This is a genomic window from Paenibacillus profundus (assembly GCF_021369635.1).
Classification (GTDB): Bacteria; Bacillota; Bacilli; order Paenibacillales; family Paenibacillaceae; genus Paenibacillus_B; species Paenibacillus_B profundus.
In genome coordinates, this window is the sequence record NZ_JAJNBZ010000014.1 from 86,060 (window position 1) to 108,778 (window position 22,719).

Here is a 22,719-nt window from a genome sequence, read left to right on the forward strand (position 1 = left end):
TGTTAACTACTTTCGGGTACAGAATGTGGGTTCCACGGGGGGTCTTGTTTGCGTGTACACGATTTTTTCGCAGTATCTGAACCATTGGGAGAGTGAAGCAAAGGATGATAGGAGAGAACATACCATCTGATGATGCAGGCAAACAGCGGACCATTTCCTCATGCCTCTTGCTTCTCTCTTCAGTCGCCACCTAATAACGGCACAGCAAAAAGCCCGTCAACCGCTCTCGTGTTACGACTTCGGGTACAGAATGTGGGAGTCACGGAGGTTAAGCTTGCTATACAACGTTTTTCTGGCAGTATCTGAATCATTGGGAGAGTGAAGCAAAGGATGATAGGGGGAAACATACCATTTGATGCAAAGCAGACAAACAGCATACCTTGTCCCTTGATTCTTACTTCAGTCACCGTTCGTTCCATTGGAAAATATACAGTCTTCTGCCAGGGTTTCAGGGCAAGATCGCCTTTCCGCTGGAAATCGTCCAATCAAAACCGGGATTCCCGCTGTACAGCGCCGTTTAAGCAAGATTCTGCTGGATCATTTCCAATGGATTAACATGCAATCGCGCCCAAACCGCCAAATCATTGGACACAATCCAATCATTACCACTGAACAACACAACAAAAACCCGGCCAACCGCATTCATGCAGTCAGCCGGGCTCTCACAGCGCTTGTCCGAGTTGCCGGCAAGCCCGCTCCACTTACTGAGAGAGGCGGGTAGCCAGATCGTACAGCCCCATGTTGAATTCCTTCTTCGTGTTGACGACCAAATCGATATCCGTCGCCACAAGCTCTCCTTTGATAATACCGCAGCCTTTGCCAGACTCGCCTTCCATCAGCTTACGAACCGCGAAGTCGCCGAGACGGCTTGCCAAAATACGGTCAACCGCCGTAGGCGCGCCGCCGCGTTGAATATGTCCGAGAACCGTTACGCGCGGTTCGACAGTCGGGCAGCGTTCAATAATGCCTTGCGCGACATCTTCTCCACGACCTACACCTTCGGCCACAATGACGATGCTGTGGCGTTTGCCGCATTCGAAGTTCTCCTTCATGCGCTGCGCCACTTCATCGATGCTGAATGCCACTTCCGGCACGAGAATCGACTCCGCACCGCTTGCCAGCCCAGCATACAGCGCGATATCGCCGCAATGGCGTCCCATCACTTCCACGACGGAAGAGCGTTCGTGCGAGCTCATCGTATCGCGAAGCTTGTTGACCGCATCGACGACAACGCTAACCGCTGTATCGAAGCCGATTGTGTAGTCCGTGAAGGAAATATCATTATCAATCGTACCTGGCAGCCCCATTGTCTTAATGCCGAGCTTGCTCAATTTGTTAGCGCCTTGGTAGGAACCGTCTCCACCGATGACGATAAGGCCGTCGATGCCGTGAGCACGCAAAATTTCCGCGCCTTTTTGCTGGCCTTCCGCCGTTCTGAACTCTTGGCAGCGTGCCGATTGCAATATCGTTCCGCCGCGTTGGATAATATCACCGACGCTGCGAATATCCATTGGGCGAATATCTTGATTGATAAGCCCTTGATAACCGCGTTGAACTCCATACACTTCAATTCCATTGTACAGCGCCGTGCGAACCACCGCACGGATAGCAGCATTCATTCCTTGAGAGTCTCCGCCGCTTGTCAATACGGCAATCTTTTTTACAGCAGTCATGTTGTTTCCTCCCTCTAATCCTCAATACATATGTTTACGTATCCAGCGGCTGTTCAGCCAAAAAAACAATCGCATCAACGGACTATTTCTCATTAATCGCTTGGATACGTTTTTCACTTCTTCTTGTTCTCTCACTTTTGAGTCGGATAAATATAGAGCAAGGAGCCCTTCGATGATCATACGATGAAAGCGTCCTTCCGGCAGTGAACTAATTCGCACCGTCGCAATTTCTGCAATATGGCCGATCCGCTCCACTACCTTGCCTTGCCCATCGTAATAATTGCAGAAGTTCAAATCCCCGCCGACTCTGTCTTCTTCTTGGTCAATCAAGTAATCAAGCAGAATATGCAATCCGCATACGTATGGAAAATAGGCCTCGCGAATTTGCTCCACTTCTCGATTCGTCAAATGCTCGTCCGCCGCAGCTAAAAACAACTGAAACACACCGAGTGTGGACCCTGTTGCCGCCGCGAACTCATTCCATGCCAGTTCTGGATATTCAGCCTCGTAGGATTGCCACCACGTGAGCAGCGCGTCTTCCCGCTTGTCTGGATGAATATGCTTATAGACTTGCAGGTCAGTATAAAGCCCGACGAGACGCACAATACTTGACTGTGCGGTTGAATATCCCGGCAATCTTGCAATACTGGCACGGCATTGTTCCACTAACGCATGCAAGTAGCCGCCATCATCCTTATCTTCTCTTAACGCATAATAATCCTTAAGCGGCTCCTCCGGCTGAACCGCATCCAGCATTGACTGGTGCAGCAATCGAAAATCATCCGGATCCATAGAGGTGCTGCGATCACATAAATTGTCCAAATAATCGCTAATAGTCTGAAATGCTACAATGAGCGGAATTAACACATCACGCACCTCTAACCGAGCTGCAGCATACACCGCACCGCCTTCACAGTGAAATTGCTTGCTAGCAATGCTCGCCAGCGCCTGCTTGCGCAATTCCTCATTCGGTATAAGTTCCGCCCGCTTCTGCCATGCCGACAATGCGGAACGAACTTCCGGCAGTATGTATTTATATACGCGGTACATGAGCCCGATCGGTTCTTTCGGAGCAGATGTACGACGTTGGCTTTGCTGGTTCAAGGATAACCTCCGTTCTCCATCGGTCTAGCTGTGAATGCACTCATTTTAGCCACAACTATTATATTACGAAGTGACAGTTTGCACAAACCTTCTGATGGCTTCTATATTAGTGGTGGATTTTGGCATCCATCTCTTGATGGCTGTTGTACCACAGATGCAAATCGTTGATGATGCTGGCCAGCTCGGCAATCTCCGAATTGAGACGGCAGGAGACTTCGAATTGCTCCTCGTCATACAGAGCGTTCTGCTTGCCTATGATATCCCGCTCCAGCGCTTTTATCCGATCCGGTATCAACCCTCGAATCTCTTCCCATTTTGCCAAAATAGCCGATCGTTCATCCCAATGGAGCGATTCCCAAGCGACATGCAGAACCGGCACTTGTATGCCTAACCGGCCGTCCCGTTCAAATACAAAACTCCCCATGCTGACAACCCTCTCTCTTAAAATGAAGGACCAGCTGACGCTGACCCGATTCGTGGATATGTCGGTAAGATGTGCCTGAACGTTCAGGTTAGAGCAACTTAGCAGGAATGTATCATTGACCATGGATAAAGTAAACGACATCGCGCACGCTGCTCACACGGATCAGCGTGCCGTTCATGACAACTAAATAACCTCAACAGGAATAAGTAAACTTATTATAACATGAATCTTGTCCCTTATTATTCAAGGAAAGAAGCTTACCTCCTGCCAGAAGCATGCTATACTAGACCGTAATCTTTTTTAGAGGTTGTTCAAAAAATCACCTATTGATCACGAACTTTTACGAAATCATCATTTCATACCAGCTGGTCAAGACTGCATAGGAGGAGCTCACAATGCTACACACAGCGCAGAGAAATAATGAAGCGCATTGGCTGCGCGCTTTTACATTTACGATATTTATGACGACCTCGGTAGTCGTCTCCTATTTTCCGCTGTACTACAAAGCGCTTGGCTTTTCGAGCGTGCAGATTGGAATGCTCTATTCCATCGGGCCACTCGTATCCATTGTATCCAACCTGTTCTGGGGCGTAACAAGCGACAAGCTCGGTACCGTAAAAAAAGTGCTTATCGTGCTGCTCGCAGCTCAAATTGTGCTGTCTGTCGTATTGAGCCAATTCACTTCCTTTGGCGCGGTTGTTGCCATGTTGATTTGCTTTTACTTCTTTTACTTTCCGATTTACCCGCTAAGCGACAGCTTCGCAATTATTACGGCCCAATCTCAAGGCAAGAGCTTCATCGGGATCCGTGTCTTCGGTTCTATCGGCTTTGCCGTATCAGCGATCATCTTCGGCATGGTGCTGCGTTCTGTGGGCGCTCATTATAGCGTATGGGTCGTCGTAATGTTAGGCATCCTTTCCCTTGTGCTGGCCTTCTTCTTGACCGATAAACGCGCTACGTTGAAGAAAATGGAGTTTTCAGGGTTATGGGCTGTTTTGAAACAACGGGAAGTCTTGCTGTTCTTTCTGTTTGTACTGCTGCTTGCAATAGCGCATCGTCTGAACGAAGCATTTCTTGGCTTATCGCTCTCCCAATTAGGAGCAGATGAATCATTGATCGGCTGGGCATGGATGCTTTCTGCGTTGAGTGAAATCCCCATCTTCTTCCTATTAAATGCGTTCGGGGACAAATTCAAGGAGCTGCCGCTGCTTGCCTTCTCCGGACTAACTTACGCTATCCGATTGCTTCTCGTTGCGTATATGCAGAACCCGGTGTGGATTGTCTCCACCCAGTTAATGCACAGCATTTCGTTCGGCATATTTTATTTTGTAGCCGTACGCTATATTAGCCGAATCATTCCGGACGAATACCGTTCGACAGGGCTAGCGCTCTATACGATCGTCTGGTCGAGCATCGCCGGGTTGTTGAGCGGAACGCTTGGCGGCGTGCTGCTGGAAGCATACGGCAAAGATACCGTCTATCACGTCGGTGCGATATTCGCATTCGCCGCTTGTCTCGGGTTCATGATGCTTGCGCTTCAATCGCATTATGCAGAAACGGGATCTCGTTGGCCGATTCGACGCAGACGTTGAATGAATTCGATACGGGAACATTAATCATGCTTCCAAGATCAACACGGTTTCGTTGCAATTTTCCATCCGTGCCGTATAATAAGGGTAGGTCTTAGTACAAGGTCTTAATCTTAATTATATACAGTCTGCAATTGTACAAACCATCATTTTACGATAGCTTAGGCTGCCTAAGGGCAACCTCGGCGGAGGGATCAGACATGACAACGTATGAAATCATGAAAGAAGTCATTCACGAACGCCGCAGCGTGCGACGTTATGAGGACCGTCCGGTAACGGTGGAAGATGTAAGGGAACTCATCGATTGTGCGCGATATGCGCCGAGCGATACGAACTCTCAGACATGGGAATTCATCGCGATCTTGAACCCCGAATTGATCGCTCGGATTGAACAGCTTACATGGGATGCCTTGCATACGCGCGCGGAGCAGGCTGAAGCCCAAGGCTTAGCGAAGGAAGCCCGATTGCTCGTCAAATCGTTCGGCCCGTACGCAACCGCTTTTTCCAATGCGCCTGCGCTTATTATATGTCTGGCGTCCCCGTATACGTCCAAATTCCGCGAGCGCATCTTCGATCCGATTGGGCTCGTGCCATCCACGGTGTGGGATGAGGAAGGCATCAAGAGCAGCTGCTTGGCGATTCAGAACTTCATGCTCGCAGCGCATGCCCGCGGTTTGGCGACCTGTCCGATGACCGGTCCCGTGCTCTTGGCTGACCAACAAATCAAGGATCTGCTGGACATCCCTGAAGATCGTCAGGTTAACATGGTGCTTGCGCTCGGATACCCTTCGGACACGCCAGCGAAGCTGCCCCGCAAGCCGGTAGAAGACATTTTACGTATTATCGAATAAAGAAGCCCCATTTGGACACGCGCGAGTACGGGAACTTATCCCACTCACGACACAAGCCCCTTCGTCCTTTCCAGCAGGAAAGAGCAGAGGGGCTTGTCTATAATTACAACTTGCCGCACATCGTCATTATCTTCGAAAGAATCCATCATTTTCATCAGCTTCTCCGCATTCTCGCCATCACCCACTGGTTGTTCTTCACTTGGTCCGCTTTCCGGTCAAAAAGAAGGGAAGTGACATCACTCCAACGATTCCTCCCTTGCCGCAATTCCTCCATGAAGCTGGCGGAATTGAGCGGGCGTCATTCCTTCTTGCTGCTTGAAACGTTGAATAAAATAGCTGGCATGCTGAAATCCGACCTCATTGCCGATTTCACTGACGGACAGTTCAGGCTGGCTCATTAACAATTGCATTGATTTGCGGATACGAAGCCGGTTCACATATTGAAGGGGGCGAAACCCCATCGAGCGGCGAAATAACGTGCATACATACTGCGGAGAGATATTGATTCGATCCGCCATCTGCTGCAACGTCACTTCCTTCATATAATGTTCATGAATCCAGTCTAACAAAGGGGCTAGCGATTCGATCCCCTGCTTCGGCTGTCGTCCAGCTTTGCCGGTATCCGCCCAACCGCATCGCCCCCATGCCATTACCAGCTCATACGCGAGCGAAGATAATACAGTCCCTTGACCGTAAGCAGAATCGCTTAGCAGCGCAAGCGCGCGCCGGATCGGATCCATTGTAATATCGGGCGATCTCAACGTCATATGCGACGATTGGCGGATGTTCACCGTAGACAGCAGTTCTTGCGCCAGTGCACCTTGAAAGCCGAACCAATATATTCCCCACGGTTCTTCCATGGGCTTGTATTCATGCGGAACATCGGGAAACAGGAGGACGCCTTGCCCCGAACTTATCTCAATTGTCTCCTCGTGCCCTTCCCAACGGAATATTCCTCGGCCGGAAGTGCATTGCAGCCATTGGTAATCAGGATAGCCATGCGGCCGATCAATTTCGGTCTGATGACTCCAGCTCCCCACCGTAGTGACGATGAGCGGCAATGTTCGCTCCTTGTCGGTAAGCATAGGGAAGTGCAAGCTGTCCATGGGTATCGCCCCTTTCCTTCGCCGTCAACATTCCAGTTGTATTTGTTTCATATCCTTATATGTACTATAAAATCGTTAGATTGAAAAGCATCAGAATCCCGTCCTATCATATAAATAGATACAAAATCATGTTCAAATCGTTATATATCTGTGCCCGTATCTATTAAAATGACACGTTCATAGGAAAGGAAGATGAAGATGACTACCTCTCATTCGAACGCACATCCTGCACAACCATCTTCGGCCGCACCGATTTGGCAAGACGAAACTGTGCTGCATCTGAATCGCTTGGAGCCCCGTGCTTACTTTATCCCGCATGAGAATGCGACTGAAGCGCTCACATATGAACGCGGAGCTTCCCCTTGCTTTCAGCTGCTTAATGGCGAATGGAAGTTCCACTATGCAGAGTGCCCGGAAGACGCACCGCAGCACTTTTTCGAGCTCGATTACGATGACATCTCATGGGAACGCATCCCGGTGCCTTCGAATTGGCAGATGGAGGGCTACGGCAAGCCGGAATATACCAATGTGCTGTATCCGATTCCCGTCGATCCGCCGTATGTGCCTGATCAGAACCCGACCGGATCCTACCGCCGTACCTTCTGGATAGACGAGCAGTGGTCCGACAAGCGGATCGTCCTGCGCTTTGAAGGGGTCGACAGCGCATTCCACGTGTGGGTTAACGGTGAACATGCCGGTTATAGCCAAGGCAGCCGCATCTCCGCCGAATTCGATATTACTGCGCTTGTTCGTCCGGGCAGAAACCATATTGCCGTACAAGTGTACCAATGGTGTGACGGCACCTACTTGGAAGATCAGGATATGTGGTGGCTAAGCGGCATATTCCGCGATGTGTACTTGCTTGCTTTTCCAGGCACACACTTGTGGGATTTTACGGTACGGACACCGCTGTCAGACAATTACCGGCGGGCCGTGCTTGAGGTAGATGCTTCCCTGCGCAATGATCGCGCGGTGTCTTCTGCCAACAACCAACTGCTGCTTACGTTGCTGGATGCTGATCTGCAGCCTGTCGCCCGTGCGTCGTCAACGCCCATTGCCGCCATTACCGCTGGCACTGCAAGCACAGTCAACTTTGCTGTTGAAATCGAAGCGCCGCAGCTATGGACGGCCGAGACTCCGTATCTGTATCACCTGCTGCTCGAACTTCGGGATGAACACGGCGAGATTCAGCAAATCACCGCCCAGAGAGTCGGATTCCGTGAAGTGAAGATAGCGGATGGGAACCTGCTTGTTAACGGGAAAGCCATTATGTTGAAAGGGGTCAACCGCCACGAGTTTCATCCTGACCTCGGCCGGGCCGTCCCGTTGGCGACGATGTCGGAAGATATCCGCGTTATGAAGTCGTTCAATATTAATGCGGTCCGGACAGCGCACTATCCGAACGATCCGCGCTTCTATGAGCTCTGTGATCAGGCGGGGCTCTATGTGATCGACGAAGCCGATCTGGAGACGCATGGGTTCCAACCTGTCGGATACTGGGCACAGCTCAGCAATGAGCCGAGCTGGCGGCAAGCGTATGTCGAACGTATGCAGCGCATGGTCATGCGGGACAAAAACTTTGCAAGCGTCATCATGTGGTCGCTCGGCAACGAATCAGGCTGCGGTCCGAATCATGCCGCGATGGCGGAATGGGCAAACGGATACGATCCGACCCGCGTCGTGCATTATGAAGGAGACTGGGAGGATATACTCGGCCTCGACATCGTCTCAAGAATGTATACGGCGGTCAATGAAGTGGAGACCATTGCGCAGAATGGCGACCAGCGTCCGTTCATCCTATGCGAATTCGCCCATGCCATGGGCAACGGTCCAGGCGGGTTCACGGAGTATGTCGAAATGTTCTATCGGTATCCGAAGCTGCAAGGAGCATTCGTATGGGATTGGGTGGACCAAGGCATACGGCAAATTCGGGAAGACGGCCGTTCCTTCATGGCGTACGGCGGTGAATTTGGCGAAGTGGTGCACGACGGCAACTTCTGCCTGAACGGCTTGGTCGATGGCGATCGCAAGCCATGGCCTGCACTGCATGAATATAAGAAGGCGATTGAGCCGGTGAAAGTCTACGTATCAGATATCGCTTCAGGGCAATTTGTGATCGAGAACCGATTCGACTTCATCCCGCTCTCTGCGCTTGCCGGAGTGTATACGATTGTGGCAGACGGAGCAGTTGTCGCAAGAGGCCCGTTCGATGTGCCGGATGTAGCGCCGCGCGAAAGCCAGCCTTGGACGTGGGACGCATGGCAGGTGCTGGGCAGCTCCGCTCATCGATTACACGGCAAAGACGTATGGCTGCGGCTGTCGTTCCGCACGTGCCGCAGCGAAGATTGGGCGCAGTCCGGACATGAGTTGGCTTGGGCCCAGTTCCAGATCGAACCATGCAGCGGTAAGAGCAGCGTGGAGAACGGCATGACCGAAGCCGATGCTGCCATTGATGCAGCTCCCTCCTCCACCGCGTTCAGTGTCATAGCGCCGCTCGAAGTGCAAGAGGCCGGAAATATATTCGTCGTGCTAGGCCGCGATTTTACGATTCGCATCGATCGCCGCAATGGCGCCATCGTGACATGGCAATCGCAAGGCATCGATCTTCTGGCGGGAAGCCCTCACATCCAATTATGGCGTGCAGTCATTGATAACGATCGCTATACAGTCAAGGATTGGCGCCGCTTCGGCTTGCACCAGATGACAGAACGGCTTGAATCCATTCAAGTCAATTCATCGGAAGCAGTACAAGGATTGATTCATTTGAATGTCAACATTCGGATGAGTGCCCCGACTGTCAAATGGGGAATTCGCTGCCATCACCGGATTACGATACATCATGACGGCTCGCTTACTTTACAGGTTAGTGCTGTACCAGAAGGCGAGCATCCAGATGTGCTGCCGCGCTTTGGCTATGAACTTAGCCTTCCGCACACGTTGGGTCACTGCTCATGGTATGGACGCGGTCCCGGCGAGAGCTACATTGACAGCAAGCAGGCTGCTGCCATAGGCTGGTACGATGCGAATGTGGATGATTTGATGGTCGCCTACGAGAAGCCGCAAGAGAACGGGAACCGTACGGATACACGCTGGGTTGCCTTCACGAATCAACGCGGGTTTGGCCTGCTGGCCCATAGCGACACACTGTTCGACTTCAGTGCGCATCGTTACGCCGTACAAGACCTTGAGCGTGCGGCGCATCATGCGGACCTGCTGCCAAGAAATGAGATCATCGTGCATCTCGATAAGGCGCAGCATGGGCTTGGCAGCAACAGCTGCGGTCCGAAAGCACTGCCGCAGCACGAGTTGAAGTGCGAACCGACGTCATTCAAGGTTCGTCTCGTCCCTTTCAGCCGGGACAGCGTGTCACCGGGGCAACTGGCTCGCCAGACATGTCCAGCGGCTGAGTAGCTAAGACATCATCAGAAGCACAGTGAGGCCCGGTTGACCGCGCCTCACTGTGCTTCTAAAAATAAACAGCAAAAAAGCAGCCTCGCCGAATGAACGGAACAAGGCTGCTTGGCTTTGCTATTGTACACTATTTATAGATGACGATCCCCTAGCCGGGTAATCTCATTATAATTTAATGACATTAGCAGCTTGTGGACCACGGTTTCCTTGGGTAATTTCGAATTCAACCTCTTGACCTTCGTCCAAAGCTTTGAATCCGTCGCCTTGGATTGCGGAATAATGAACGAATACATCTTCACCGTTCTCCACTTGAATAAATCCGTAGCCTTTCTCTGCGTTAAACCATTTTACAATACCTTTCAAGATCAAAACCTCCTCACATAATCCACCCTTACAGGCGAATATTTACATTATAATTGAGGACATTTGAGAACGCAACTTTTTTTATTGAACAATTATTTGATTTCAAGTATGGGCTGGGTTATCATGATCGATAAGACTGTCTCAGTGAGACAGTACGCAAGATTCACGGTGTCCTGCACCATGGAAACGGGGTTTTTTATATGATAAAAAAGCATGTCATTTACAAGACGGACAATTGGAATATGATGACGGTTGAAGTGCAGGGCCGCTATATCATATTGCGAGAAATATCAGACCAATGGGGCGAAGAATGCCATAACTTTCTAAGCCGCCCGGCACTTATGCATTGGGCCAAGCAGCGCTTCCCCAAAGAAGACTATGTCGGCAAGGAAGAAGAATGGAATCAGATTATGGACGCTTTCAAGCAAGTGTAAAGGCAGGTAATCCATGAATTCGTCAACGAACCTAATCTTCATTATTTTGGCTTTCTCACTCGGAGCCGTCCTGATATGGAAAAAAGAAACCGTGCCTGCTCCGATGCGCCGCCCGATGGCTCTTCTGGCGCTTCTCTTAATCGCATTCGCTTTTTTCCTGATTGTGTACTCGCTTGTCACGCTGGGTACCTAAGACAAGATTCGATGTCGAATCACATCTTGGGATGCTCCGGATCAATAAGGGAGCTTTTTGAACAACCTCTTTCAATAGTTTTACGGCACTTCGGTCATACTAGCCTTCAGATTCAAGTCTCAGCCTGAACGACAGGAGGATAGATATGACCGCACAGCGCCGCGCTATAATCTTACTCGTCGTAGGATCTTTATTAGGTGTCACGCTAATCCCTGCTCCAGCATTGCCGGCTCAAGCAGCCGATTCAGCTTGGCAACCGCGATTTCAAGAACATTTCATGAGGAGGGTACATATGCAACAAGTTATGAAACGCTCGGAAGTACCGCAAGAGGACCGTTGGAAGCTGGAGGATCTATTCGGCTCCAAGGCAGAATGGGAGCGAGAGTACGAGCTCGTGCTTCAATTGTTGGAGAAGATGAAGCAATACCATGGCAAGCTAAGCGACGCTAAGACGTTGAGCGCTTGCTTCGAACTGGAAGATGATATTTCCTTACATACTGAACGCTTATACGTATATGCCAATATGCGCCATCACGAAGATACTGCTGAACCACAATATCAATCGCTGTCCGAGAAGTCGAAGCAACTGACAGTTACAGTAGGAGAAGCGCTCTCCTTTATGACTCCGGAGATTCTAGCTCTCTCTGATGAGCAGCTCGATAAGCTGATTGCGGATCCTGCGCTTGCAAGCTACCGCTTTACGTTGACAGAAATGAAGCGCCAGAAGGCCCATGTGCTGTCGAAGCAAGAGGAAGCGTTGCTTGCTCAAGTCGGAAGCATGTCGAAAGCGCCTGAAAGCATCTACAGCATGCTGAACAATGCGGATATGAAGTTTCCGAAGATCAAAAATGAAAAAGGCGAAGAAGTAGAGTTGACGCACGGACGTTACATTCAATTTCTCGAAAGCCGCAACGCCGACGTGCGCAAAGCAGCATTCGAAGCCGTATACGGCACGTACCGTGGCCAACGCAACACGATTGCCGCGACACTGAATGCCAACGTGACGAAGAATCTGTTCTACGCGCGTGCACGCAAATATCCTTCAACACTCGAAATGTACCTTTACGGAGATAACATTCCGAAGGAAGTATATACGAACCTGATTAATACGATTCATAAGCACTTGCCGCTAATGCATCGCTACATGAAGCTCCGCAAGCAGCTCCTGAATGTTGATGAGCTGCATATGTACGATTTGTTCGCTCCTGTCGTGGATGAGTTCGACATGAACATCACGTTCGACGAAGCAAAAGCAACCGTCAAAGAGAGCTTAAAGCCGCTTGGCGAGAAATATTTAGAGGCGCTGCAAGAAGGCTTCAATAATGGCTGGATCGATGTGTACGAGAACGAAGGAAAGCGTACAGGGGCTTACAGCTGGGGCGCATATGGCACGCATCCTTACGTGCTGTTGAATCACAAGGATAACTTGAACAGCATGTTCACGTTGACCCACGAAATGGGCCACGCGCTGCATTCGTATCATTCCGATAACAACCTGCCGTATCGTGATGCACAATATACGATTTTCTTGGCAGAAGTGGCGTCGACATTGAACGAGGCGCTGCTTATGGATTATATGCTGAAGAAGACGAACGATAAGAAAGAGAAGATGTATCTGCTCGCCTATTACATCGACCAATTCCGTACAACGGTGTTCCGTCAGACGATGTTCGCGGAGTTCGAGATGATCATTCACGAGCGCGCCGAGAAAGGCGAAGCATTGACTCCACAGCTGCTGTGCGAAGTGTACTATGATCTGAACAAAAAATATTACGGAGACGACATGGTCGTCGACAAAGATATCGAAATGGAATGGGCACGCATTCCACACTTCTATACTAGCTTCTATGTGTACAAATACGCGACAGGCTTCTCTGCCGCACAAAGCTTTGCCAAGCAAATACTGGATGATGGCCAGCCGGCCGTTGAACGCTACCTGGGCTTCCTGAAGAGTGGTGGCAGCGACTACTCCATCAACATTTTGAAGAAAGCTGGAGTAGACATGTCCACGCCTACTCCAATCGAGGAAGGCATGAGCCTTCTGGAATCGCTCATTGAAGAAATGGAGCAAATGGCTGCAAAATAAGATGCCATGGAATAAGAAAGCGGGGGCCCCTCTGGGCACCCGTTTTCTTGCTGTTGAGACACCCTAGTTCATTCCCTCGAATGGCCAGCTGCGCTGAATCCCTGCCTCATCGAGTTCTTTTTGATAAGCCTTCAGGTGAAGTGAATGACCATGCACCTCGCGAGGCGTCACGCCATGATCCAGAGCGTACGCAATAAGATGACCGACCGACTCCCCAATGTTCCATTCGGTCGGGTGGAGACGGTAGCAGCCATTCGTAATTTGTGTTGTACCGATATTTTTGCTGGCGGGAAGCACATTCTGGACCCGCCTCGGTATGAGCGCACCGAGCGGAATCTCATACGGATAGGCTAGAATGAACATACTGCGGCGGCTCTTGGCCGTCATATGTAAATCCAAGAAATAATGCCCTACACCGACACTATCCTCATAACAGCGTATTCCCTCGCCTTTGTCTTGCCGCAATTCCTTATTTACATCCGCTTCGGTAATCGTATAAAGCGCCTGAATTCGTCTCGACTCACGAATATATGGAGATTTCGCCAATCCGTCCTCCGTTCCGACCGCTTTGCCGCACAGCCGGAGTCCGGGATAGCCCGTTCCCCCGTCCTCCCGAGGAGCTTCAGTCTGCAGCCAATATAATAGTGATAAGCTTAATTGTTTTGCCATTTCTACATGCTGCATCCGTTCTTCATATGGCATTTCAATAATCGATGCCAAGGAGTAATCGTTCTGCGGCCAATTGATAAGCGAGATGTCACCCTCCGACTCCCCTTCTTTGAACTGGGCTGCATCCACGACACGGCGATATGTCCACAGCGGCAGATCGCTGCTTCCTGGCAGGAATGTAAAGCTGCGATATTCCTCATCAGCGTTCGGCTTCATATCCCACCAGCTCAGCAGCGGATAGGGCGATCCCTCATGATAGAAGCTGCGCCAGAACTCGTACATCTCTGGTTGCGGGATCGAAGGGGCGAGATGAGCTGCATGCTCCGGCAGCATCTCAACCGCCATCACGACCGTGAACGCCTGTGTATCCTCTTGATTCGCTTCAAGGAGCGCATGCGGCTCTCCAGTATTCTGCTGCGACTCAGCCCCGACATTGTACTCCACGCCAGCGAGCGGCAGTAAGTCGCCGCATTCCGTTGCATCCACGAAGTAATCCCCGGCAATCGTCGTCTCTTCCCCGCTCTTCAAGTGCCGGACTGTCACTTGCTGCACCTTATCTCCTTCCGCCTGTGCCTGAATCGGTATCGTGTCATACAAAATATGAAGGCGCCCCTCCTTCACAAACGGCCACAACCACTTCTGCAAAATGCCATGCGCTACGTTCGGTTCATGACTAAGACGGCTGACCCATGCATTGCCTGGATTGAAATGTTCGTCGAAGTGCGCCTCGCCGCGCACTTGATCAGGCTGCACCCGTTGGCGGTAATGTCGTCGAACCTGTTGACGGAATTCCCGATAGGAGCCTGTACATCCCGTCTGTTCTATCCAGGGATGCTCGTCGGGCGGCACGGCCTGACTCGTTAGCTGGCCGCCCACCCAATCCGTCTCTTCCGTCAACACAACTTGATACCCCCGCTTTGCCAATGTCCATGCTGCAAGCGTACCTCCAAGCCCCCCACCGATAACAACTGCATCCGCTTTCATGTTTTTCATCGCGCTCCTCCTTTTCCACATTAACCCACCTGTTATGAGCATATCATGCTTCAAGAACGTTTTGAATATTTTCACCTTAATTAAATTTATTTTTGGATAATGCATTCAACTTGTGACGAAAGCGGTCGAACATTATACTGAGAGGTAGATATATAGAACCATGAGGAGGATAACTCGATGCGTATTCAATGGTCTTTGCTGGCAGGGCTCTTTTTCGCGTTGATTACGGCCATCTTCGCCGTCATTAATGTCAATCCGGTCCAAGTCAATTTGTTATTCGGTACATTTGACGTACCTCTTATTTTGCTCATCCTTGGCTGCACCCTATTAGGGGCCATCATTGTAGGCTCCTACAGCATTTATTTGCAGTACAAATCCCAGAAGAAGCTGAAAGGGCTGGAACAGCAGCTTGCTCAAGTGATGGACGCGACGGGGTATGTCATTCCGGACACTGTAGAAGAGCCAGCTCTGCAAGGCACTGAGGATCTGAGCGATACCTCCAACGCTTCCGCTGATCGGAAGCACGCCGAGTAGCATAACTACCACTATCTATATGGAATTAAACGGATGCAAAGATGAGGAGGCTATATAATGAATCAACCTGTCATAACATCGGAGCCGTTTCATGCGGCGATAGATGAGAATTATGTAACTTCGTTTTTAATGGAACTGCTTCAGACCCCAAGCCCAACCGGCTATACACATCACATAATGAAGCGAATTGGCGAAGAAGCGAAACGTCTCGGATATTCATTTGAGCTTACGCAAAAAGGATGCGGCGTGATCAAAGTGAACGGCGCAAAAGGCAATGCCGAGAAAGTCATCGGCTTATCAGCGCATGTGGATACGCTTGGCGCAATGGTCCGTTCCATCAACGCAGACGGGACGCTGCGGCTCACTTCGTTAGGCGGATACATGTCTCATTCAATGGAGAACGAGTACTGCCAAATACATACTCGGGACGGACGGGTCTATACTGGCACAATTATGACCAATCACCCGTCTGTACACGTATATAGCGACGCACGCGACTACGTGCGTGAAGAGAAAAATATGATGGTGCGCATCGATGAGCTTGTCCACTCCAAGCAGGATACCGAAGCGCTTGGCATCCGTACGGGCGATTACGTGTCCTTCGATGCGCGCCCAGTCCATCTGCATAACGGCTTGATCAAATCGCGTCACTTGGATGACAAAGCAAGCGTTGCAGCACTTTTCGGCGTATTGGAGAGCATAAAGCGCACATCTTGGCAACCGCAGCACGATATCGTCATTTTCATTACGAACTATGAGGAAATCGGTCACGGCGCATCATACATTCCCCAGGAAATAACGGAAATGATCGCCGTCGATATGGGCGCAATGGGGGACGATTTGTCATGTAAAGAGACCGATGTATCTATATGTGCCAAAGATTCCTCCGGTCCTTACGATTACATGATGACCGGACAATTGATCGCATTGGCCGAGCGGGAAGGCGTCGAGTATGCGGTGGATATTTATCCTCATTACGGCTCGGATGCTTCCGCCGCTTTACGGGGAGGTCATAATATTCGCGCCGCGCTCATCGGACCGGGCGTGCATGCATCCCATGCGATGGAACGTACCCATCAGAAGGCAGTCATCAATACGGCGCGGCTTCTCTCCGCTTACATTACAGAGTAAACTTACCGGACGGAAGTAGGGACATGATAGTTATCAGGACTCTATCACTCGAACGACAACTTGCATCGATGAGAAGGAGGAAGAAATATGACGGAGCGCTTTCGAGCATTAGTCGTGCGCAAGTCAGACGGCGATATAATGAACGTGTCCGTTCAGGAGCTCGGCTTGTCCGATCTGCCGGAGGGCAGTGTAACGATCCGTGTTGCTTATTCCAGCTTAAATTATAAAGATGCATTAGCTTGCGCACCGAACGGCGGCATCGTTAAATCGTACCCATTCATCCCCGGAATCGATCTGTCGGGTATCGTAATGACAAGTCATGATCCGCGCTTTACTGCCGGTCAGCCAGTGCTGGTTACCGGTTATGAGCTAGGGGTGACTCATTTCGGCGGTCTGTCCGAAATCATCCGCGTCCCTGGAGATTGGGTCGTGCCTGTACCCGAGTCACTCAGCTTGCGGGAGGCGATGGTGTTCGGAACGGCAGGATTTACGGCGGCATTAGCCGTAGAACGCCTCGAACAGCACGGTATTCGTCCAGATGATGGCCCGGTTCTTGTAACCGGAGCAAGCGGCGGAGTCGGCTCCATTTCCGTCGCTATGCTGGCCAAGCTCGGTTACGAAGTAACCGCCGCGAGCGGTAAGAGTCAATTAGCCGATACACTGCGGAATTTAGGTGCCGCTCATGTCGTATCGCGGCAGGGGTGGCAGCCTGAACGGCCGCGTGCGTTGGATAAGCAGCGCTGGGCGGCAGTAATCGATGTATGTGGCGGCGACATTCTTGCAGCAGCGCTCGCTTCTACCCGGTATGGCGGAGCCGTTGCGGCTGCCGGACTGACTGCGGGAGGACAGCTGCCGACATCGGTCTATCCGTTCATCTTGAGAGGCATAGCCCTATACGGAATTGACTCGGTCTATGCTTCAGCCGCTCACAGGACTCGACTCTGGTCAAGAATGGCTGATGAATGGAAGTTCATTGCACAAGACAATGAATGGATCCATGAGATATCCCTTCAAGATGTGCCGGAATATACCGCTCGTATGCTCGAAGGGCAGACATGGGGCCGCGCGCTCGTCCACGTAGCTGCGGAAGATTAGAAATGATCGTGAATGAAACAATGACGCTGCGCGAACGCACAAACGCCAGCTGCGCATGTCAGTGTTACCATATTATCTAAATAGAGCAGGCGCCGATTCATAAGGTCGGCGCCTGCTCTTTGTATTCGTTTGGTTATGACTATCCCATTGTTGGTTCGGATCGTTTCCAACGCGCGAGCATTTCGTTGACCACCTGTTCCAATGGCACGCTGATGGCGACCTTTGGAATATTTACTTGAGCTTTCACTAAATGCTTGTTCGCTTTTGCAATCGATTGCTTCCACGATGGAATCCGCGCCATAAGCCGATCCGGATTCACTACTTGGATGCCGATAAAATGCTGGCCCATGAATTCATAAATAAAAATGTCTTTTACTTCATCCCATGTCACTACACCTGCCGCACTCAAGGAGGCATTATCGATGAAGCCTTCATTAGAAACAACTAGCGCCGGCTTCGGCACCATCAGGCGAAAGAGGGAGTATGCCAATGTTACCGCAAAAAATAATGAACAAATTCCGCCAACGACAATGGATACTCCTTCACTGTCAAGCATCAATACAATACCGATGACGACGAACACAAGCGACCCCAACAAAGTTAATATCAATTTGCGCTTGCCTGGATAAATGACATATGCATTCGACTCCGCTTCATATGCTGTCACGACAGAGCATCTCTCCTTTCATCCCAACTATTCTTATATAAACCGATGAAGGAGCACGTAACCTCATGTTGCACTCTATCCCGTCCGTACCGATGTTATTTCTGTTTCTCTGCCTCAATCTGTTCTGCTAACTCGCTTAAATAGGTCCATCGCTCCATTAAATCACTCAACTGTGTCTGGGCAGTGCTATCTTCCTTCATGAGCTCCTGCAGACGGGCGGAGTCATTGAATGCTTGCTCCATTTCCTTCTGGATGCGCTCCATATTTTCTTCCGCCTCTGCAATTCGATCCTCGATTTGCTCATATTCACGCTCTTCTTTATAAGACATTTTCAGCTTAGTCTTACGCTCGAGACGTTCGGATTTATCAACTGCTGTAGCCGCCTTAGCCGCTTGATCGGACTCCGCGCTCGCTGTTCCGCCGTATTTTGCCTTCCACTCCATATATTCCGAATAGTTGCCTACATGCTGTTCTATCGCTCCATCTTCGAACGACCAGATACGTTCCACCACACGATCCAGGAAATAGCGATCATGGGACACGGTAATGACTACGCCCGGGAAATCGTCCAAATAATCCTCAAGCACAGCTAGTGTCTGCACGTCCAAATCGTTCGTAGGCTCATCGAGCAGCAGGACGTTCGGCGCTTCCAGCAGCATGCGCAGGAGTTGCAGCCGTCTCTTCTCTCCACCAGACAGCTTGCCGATTAAGGTCCACTGCATCGCCGGAGAGAACAAGAACCGCTCCAGCATTTGCGCTGCGGTAATGCTCTGCCCTTCCGACGTACGAACCGTTTCCGCCCCTTCGCGCACGTATTCGATTACCCGCATCGACTCATCCATTTCCTCATGCTCCTGCGTGAAGAACCCAATGCGGACCGTCGGCCCAAGCACGATCGACCCTTCGTCAGGCTCTCGCAGTCCAGCAATGATGCGCAGCAGCGTTGATTTCCCGCTTCCATTCGGTCCGATTATGCCGATGCGATCTTCGGGAACCGCAATATAATTCACATCCTGGAACAGCGCTTGGCCGTTAATGGAGCAACCGACATGCTCAAGCTCCATTATCTTCTTGCCCAACCGGGCAGATAAGGTCGAGACGTCCACCTGATCGCCTTTTGCAAGCGGTCCGTCCGCTTGCAGATCTTCGAACCGTTGAATGCGCGCCTTCTGCTTCGTCGACCGCGCTTTCGCACCACGCCGGATCCAAGCCAACTCCTGACGCAGCAGGTTCTGTCGTTTATCTTCGGTTGCCGCTTCCCTTGCTTCACGGTCCGCCTTCAGCTCCAAGAAACGGGTATAGTTCGCTTCATAGAAGAAAGCGCATCCTCGATCAAGCTCCATCATACGGTTGGCAACCCGATCGAGAAAATAACGATCGTGCGTAATCATAAGCAGCGCACCCGATCGCTTCTGCAGCAGCGTCTCCAGCCATGCGACAGTATCGTTATCGATATGGTTCGTCGGCTCATCCAGCAGCAAAATATCTGACGGATGAATGAGCGCAGAGGCGAGTGCAACACGCTTGCGCTGTCCGCCGGACAAGGTTCCCATCTTGGCGTCGAACTGTTGAATGCCAAGCTTGGACAGAATCGTCTTCGCCTCGCTTTCGAGCTGCCATGCTTGCAGCCGCTCCATATCATCGCTTGCGTGCACAAGCTTCATCTGTATGGCTTCATCGTCAGGCTTACGGCGAGCTTCTTCCAAGCATTCCGTATATTTCCGGACAGCGACCATCTCGGGCGCATTTCCGCCAAGCACTTGATCGAGAACGGCAGCCTCCGGATCAAAGACTGGCTCCTGCGACACATACTGCAGGGTCACCCGATTTCCGATAAGCACTTGCCCTTCTTCCAACGGTTCCACTCCAGCGATCGTGCGCAAAAAAGTTGATTTTCCCGTACCGTTTACACCGACAATGCCCAAGCGGTCCCCAGCTTCAATTCCGAAGGTTACCTCCTTGAACAGCGTCTTCTCTCCGTAGCTTTTGCCAAGCTGATCTATCGTCATTAAATGCATCATAAATCCTCCATTCGGTTCGTAAGCAAATTCGCATGATTTGCCCAAAAAGGGAGAACCCGAGGTTCTCCCCTTGCTTTTATACACTTTCGGCACCTTTGGCTAAGTCGCTCCTCTTACTGCCCGGCGGCTTCTTCATGACTCGCGGCACACCCATTCATGAACAAATCAGCAACAAATCGAATGCGCTGCTGCAAATCTCGTTCCGTAAATGTAGGCGAGAACAAAATATCCATCTTGATCATATCCAACATTCCCGCGTACGATTTGGCATGAAGTGTCGCTTCCGGCACCCCGTAAGCCTCCATCGTCTCCGAAATAAGACGCATATAGCTGTGCATGAAGTTTCGAAGCGCAGCCATCATGTCCGGGTCATTATTCGGCGTCTTGAAGAACAGCTTCGTATACTCTTTGCGGTTATAGTAATAGCGCAAATGATGGTCCGCAATAAATCGCAGCCGTTCCTCCAATGAATGGCGTTGATTCAGACCGAATTCCAGTTCGCGCAAATATTGTTCAAAATCACGCACCGTCATCGCGGTGAACAATTGTTCCTTACTCTTAAAATATAAATAAAGTGTTCCTTTGGCAATGCCTGCTTTATCGGCAATATCAGACATTTTCGTCTCGTAAAAGCCATCGGAACCGAAGAGCTCGTATGCCGCATCTAAAATGAGATGCAGCTTATCGCCATAACCGTAACTCATCGGCCCACCTCCTCCACATTTGCCCAAGCCATGACCTATGCCTGACATTCTTTGTTCGAATATATCACGAGTTCGATTGCTTGTCGATTTGTTACATTCCATATAACAACAAAACAAGACAAGAAGCAGCACCGCCGGCGCTAGAAGTAATCATATTGACTCTATCATTGTTCATCCAGCCTGCCCCGCGAACGAGCACGGTCGGGATGCCGCAATGTTCGGTTCGTTCCGTATCCGCGCCGCACTTGCTGCAGCGGTAGCTCGCCTGGACGGTAGCGCCGAATAAGGAATCGAGCATGGCTCCCGCCACACCGCCTATTCCTGCTGCGCCAATAATCACCCCTAAATCAACCCAATTATGCTGCTCGTTCAAAATGAGCATAAAAACGACGGCTGCAATGCCAATGGTCAGCGCCCCCGCAACAGAAGCTAGTGTGCCTATGACCGATACAGCCCCCGATGTTCCCGCGGGAACTGTACGGCCTGTCAGTATAGAACGGGGAGGCTTAGGGCTGAGGCTGCCGATTTCCGTTGCCCACGTATCCGCATTGACCGTAGCCATTACCCCGATAAACAACCACATCCATATCGAATTCGGAGCAACGTAATTCAAGAGACAGAGAATCATGCCAATGCCGCCGTTCGCCAACACTTGCCCTGCATCGCGCTCTCCTGTTTTTTCATACAGTTCATCAAAGCGCACCTTCATTCGCTTTTTCCACTTGGACCAGCCAGTTGACGTAATGAAAAAAGTCAACAGCAATCCGAACCAGAGAAGGTCGCCACTCCCATAATATATCGTCCCCATGATAACAGCTGCAGCGGCACCCGATTTTGTCAGCGATCGCTTCCACCACGCTGCGCCTGCCACCAGCAGACTTCCCGCGAAGCCAATCAACCAAGGACTGATGCTGCCCAATAGCCTCATCCACTCTTGAAACAAATTCGTCCCTCCTCGAGACTCCACCAAGCCAGTTCTGTTCCGATCATTCTAACCCTGCTCCGTAATAATGCAGGAACCGAGCACCTCTTCGCGCAGACAAAGGGCTAATCGATCCCGCGCCTGTACAGGACCGACTCCTGCAGGCGTACCAGTAAACAATAAGTCTCCTTCACCTAAGCCGTAATGCTGAGCGACGTATGAAATGAGCGTATTCAGCGAAAAAATCATCTCTTCTGCACTGCTAAACTGTACGGTTTCATCATTTTTCACTAACGAAAAAGGGATGCGTTCAAGCTCAGCCGTTCCCGGAAACGGCACAAAGCGCGTAATGGGGGCACTATTTAGCACTCCCTTTGCCGCAAGCCACGGATGTCCTTTTTGCTTCAGCACATCCTGCACGTCTCTAAGCGTAAAGTCAATGCCTAACGCATAGGCATCCACCGCTTCGTCCGCGGTCATGCCTGGGGTCACCTTGCGGCCAATGCGAAGCACAAGCTCAATCTCATGGTGAACCGCACCGGTATGAAGCGGCAGAGGAAGCTGCGTCCCATCGGCAATCAGCGATACGGCATGGGAAGGCTTCAGAAATACCATCGGCTGCGCAGGCACGTCATTGCCGAGCTCTGCCGCATGCAAGCGATAATTGCGTCCAATGCAGTACACATTGCGTACGGCGGATGGGTCAAAGTTTACTTTTAGGTCTGCGTTCATCGTTTATGTCTCCCCTC

20 protein-coding genes are annotated in these 22,719 nt (G+C 50.8%); 9 read left to right on the forward strand and 11 right to left on the reverse strand.

What is annotated here, in order from left to right:
• Positions 1-701: 701 nt before the first annotated feature.
• The 3 genes from pfkA to LQV63_RS17075 all read right to left on the reverse strand — a co-directional run bounded on the left by pfkA (position 702) and on the right by LQV63_RS17075 (position 3,201).
• Complete coding sequence (pfkA, locus tag LQV63_RS17065) at positions 702-1,673, reverse strand: 6-phosphofructokinase (RefSeq protein WP_019424267.1); 972 nt, start codon at positions 1,671-1,673, stop codon at positions 702-704.
• A 21-nt stretch (positions 1,674-1,694) separates the two neighbouring features.
• Positions 1,695-2,777 carry a tetraprenyl-beta-curcumene synthase family protein gene (locus LQV63_RS17070; protein WP_019424266.1) on the reverse strand — a complete coding sequence of 361 codons (1,083 nt, stop codon included), beginning with the start codon at positions 2,775-2,777 and terminating at the stop codon, positions 1,695-1,697.
• 106 nt (positions 2,778-2,883) lie between these two features.
• Positions 2,884-3,201, reverse strand: coding sequence for a hypothetical protein (locus LQV63_RS17075; protein WP_019424265.1), 318 nt, complete (start codon positions 3,199-3,201; stop codon positions 2,884-2,886).
• Between the two features lie 395 nt (positions 3,202-3,596).
• On the opposite strand from LQV63_RS17075, the gene LQV63_RS17080 reads away from it, so the two are divergent.
• Together LQV63_RS17080 and LQV63_RS17085 are read left to right on the forward strand one after the other, a co-directional pair.
• On the forward strand, positions 3,597-4,793 hold the full coding sequence (locus tag LQV63_RS17080) for an MFS transporter (RefSeq protein WP_233697635.1): 1,197 nt from the start codon (positions 3,597-3,599) through the stop codon (positions 4,791-4,793).
• A 197-nt stretch (positions 4,794-4,990) separates the two neighbouring features.
• On the forward strand, positions 4,991-5,641 hold the full coding sequence (locus tag LQV63_RS17085; protein ID WP_233697636.1) for a nitroreductase family protein: 651 nt from the start codon (positions 4,991-4,993) through the stop codon (positions 5,639-5,641).
• Positions 5,642-5,877: 236 nt separating this feature from the next.
• On the opposite strand, the gene LQV63_RS17090 is transcribed toward LQV63_RS17085, so the two are convergent.
• Complete coding sequence (locus LQV63_RS17090) at positions 5,878-6,747, reverse strand: AraC family transcriptional regulator (protein ID WP_233697637.1); 870 nt, start codon at positions 6,745-6,747, stop codon at positions 5,878-5,880.
• A gap of 198 nt (positions 6,748-6,945) precedes the next feature.
• Here LQV63_RS17090 and LQV63_RS17095 point away from each other — a divergent pair, with 198 nt between their 5' ends.
• Positions 6,946-10,158 (forward strand): glycoside hydrolase family 2 TIM barrel-domain containing protein, encoded by a 3,213-nt coding sequence (locus tag LQV63_RS17095; protein WP_233697638.1) that lies wholly within the window; start codon positions 6,946-6,948, stop codon positions 10,156-10,158.
• A 165-nt stretch (positions 10,159-10,323) separates the two neighbouring features.
• On the opposite strand, the gene LQV63_RS17100 is transcribed toward LQV63_RS17095, so the two are convergent.
• Positions 10,324-10,521, reverse strand: a complete 198-nt coding sequence (locus LQV63_RS17100; RefSeq protein WP_019424259.1) for a cold shock domain-containing protein — start codon at positions 10,519-10,521, stop codon at positions 10,324-10,326.
• A gap of 200 nt (positions 10,522-10,721) precedes the next feature.
• On the opposite strand from LQV63_RS17100, the gene LQV63_RS17105 reads away from it, so the two are divergent.
• The 3 genes from LQV63_RS17105 (at position 10,722) to pepF (ending at position 13,234) form a co-directional block, all read left to right on the forward strand.
• Positions 10,722-10,955, forward strand: a complete 234-nt coding sequence (locus LQV63_RS17105) for a hypothetical protein (protein ID WP_019424258.1) — start codon at positions 10,722-10,724, stop codon at positions 10,953-10,955.
• A gap of 13 nt (positions 10,956-10,968) precedes the next feature.
• Positions 10,969-11,148, forward strand: a complete 180-nt coding sequence (locus LQV63_RS17110) for a hypothetical protein (protein ID WP_019424257.1) — start codon at positions 10,969-10,971, stop codon at positions 11,146-11,148.
• Positions 11,149-11,440: 292 nt separating this feature from the next.
• On the forward strand, positions 11,441-13,234 hold the full coding sequence (pepF, locus tag LQV63_RS17115) for an oligoendopeptidase F (protein ID WP_019424256.1): 1,794 nt from the start codon (positions 11,441-11,443) through the stop codon (positions 13,232-13,234).
• A gap of 63 nt (positions 13,235-13,297) precedes the next feature.
• On the opposite strand, the gene LQV63_RS17120 is transcribed toward pepF, so the two are convergent.
• Entirely contained in the window at positions 13,298-14,896 is a 1,599-nt protein-coding gene (locus LQV63_RS17120) for an FAD-dependent oxidoreductase (RefSeq protein WP_233697639.1), read from the reverse strand.
• Between the two features lie 177 nt (positions 14,897-15,073).
• Here LQV63_RS17120 and LQV63_RS17125 point away from each other — a divergent pair, with 177 nt between their 5' ends.
• The 3 genes from LQV63_RS17125 to LQV63_RS17135 all read left to right on the forward strand — a co-directional run bounded on the left by LQV63_RS17125 (position 15,074) and on the right by LQV63_RS17135 (position 17,656).
• Positions 15,074-15,430, forward strand: a complete 357-nt coding sequence (locus tag LQV63_RS17125) for a LapA family protein (protein ID WP_019424254.1) — start codon at positions 15,074-15,076, stop codon at positions 15,428-15,430.
• Between the two features lie 57 nt (positions 15,431-15,487).
• The gene (locus tag LQV63_RS17130; protein WP_233697640.1) at positions 15,488-16,561 is read left to right on the forward strand and encodes a M42 family metallopeptidase; all 1,074 of its coding nucleotides are present in this window, start codon (positions 15,488-15,490) and stop codon (positions 16,559-16,561) included.
• 87 nt (positions 16,562-16,648) lie between these two features.
• Positions 16,649-17,656 carry an oxidoreductase gene (locus tag LQV63_RS17135; protein ID WP_233697641.1) on the forward strand — a complete coding sequence of 336 codons (1,008 nt, stop codon included), beginning with the start codon at positions 16,649-16,651 and terminating at the stop codon, positions 17,654-17,656.
• Positions 17,657-17,795: 139 nt separating this feature from the next.
• Here the strand turns inward: LQV63_RS17135 and LQV63_RS17140 are convergent, their stop codons facing one another.
• From LQV63_RS17140 to LQV63_RS17160, 5 genes are all read right to left on the reverse strand, one after another.
• The gene (locus LQV63_RS17140; protein ID WP_233697642.1) at positions 17,796-18,323 is read right to left on the reverse strand and encodes an STM3941 family protein; all 528 of its coding nucleotides are present in this window, start codon (positions 18,321-18,323) and stop codon (positions 17,796-17,798) included.
• A gap of 95 nt (positions 18,324-18,418) precedes the next feature.
• Positions 18,419-20,341: an ABC-F family ATP-binding cassette domain-containing protein gene (locus LQV63_RS17145; RefSeq protein WP_233697661.1), complete on the reverse strand. Its 1,923-nt coding sequence runs from the start codon at positions 20,339-20,341 to the stop codon at positions 18,419-18,421.
• Positions 20,342-20,457: 116 nt separating this feature from the next.
• Positions 20,458-21,048: a TetR/AcrR family transcriptional regulator gene (locus tag LQV63_RS17150; RefSeq protein WP_019424249.1), complete on the reverse strand. Its 591-nt coding sequence runs from the start codon at positions 21,046-21,048 to the stop codon at positions 20,458-20,460.
• A gap of 91 nt (positions 21,049-21,139) precedes the next feature.
• Positions 21,140-21,991 (reverse strand): DUF92 domain-containing protein, encoded by an 852-nt coding sequence (locus tag LQV63_RS17155; RefSeq protein WP_019424248.1) that lies wholly within the window; start codon positions 21,989-21,991, stop codon positions 21,140-21,142.
• Positions 21,992-22,039: 48 nt separating this feature from the next.
• Positions 22,040-22,702 carry a fumarylacetoacetate hydrolase family protein gene (locus tag LQV63_RS17160; protein WP_233697643.1) on the reverse strand — a complete coding sequence of 221 codons (663 nt, stop codon included), beginning with the start codon at positions 22,700-22,702 and terminating at the stop codon, positions 22,040-22,042.
• Between the last annotated feature and the right edge of the window lie 17 nt (positions 22,703-22,719).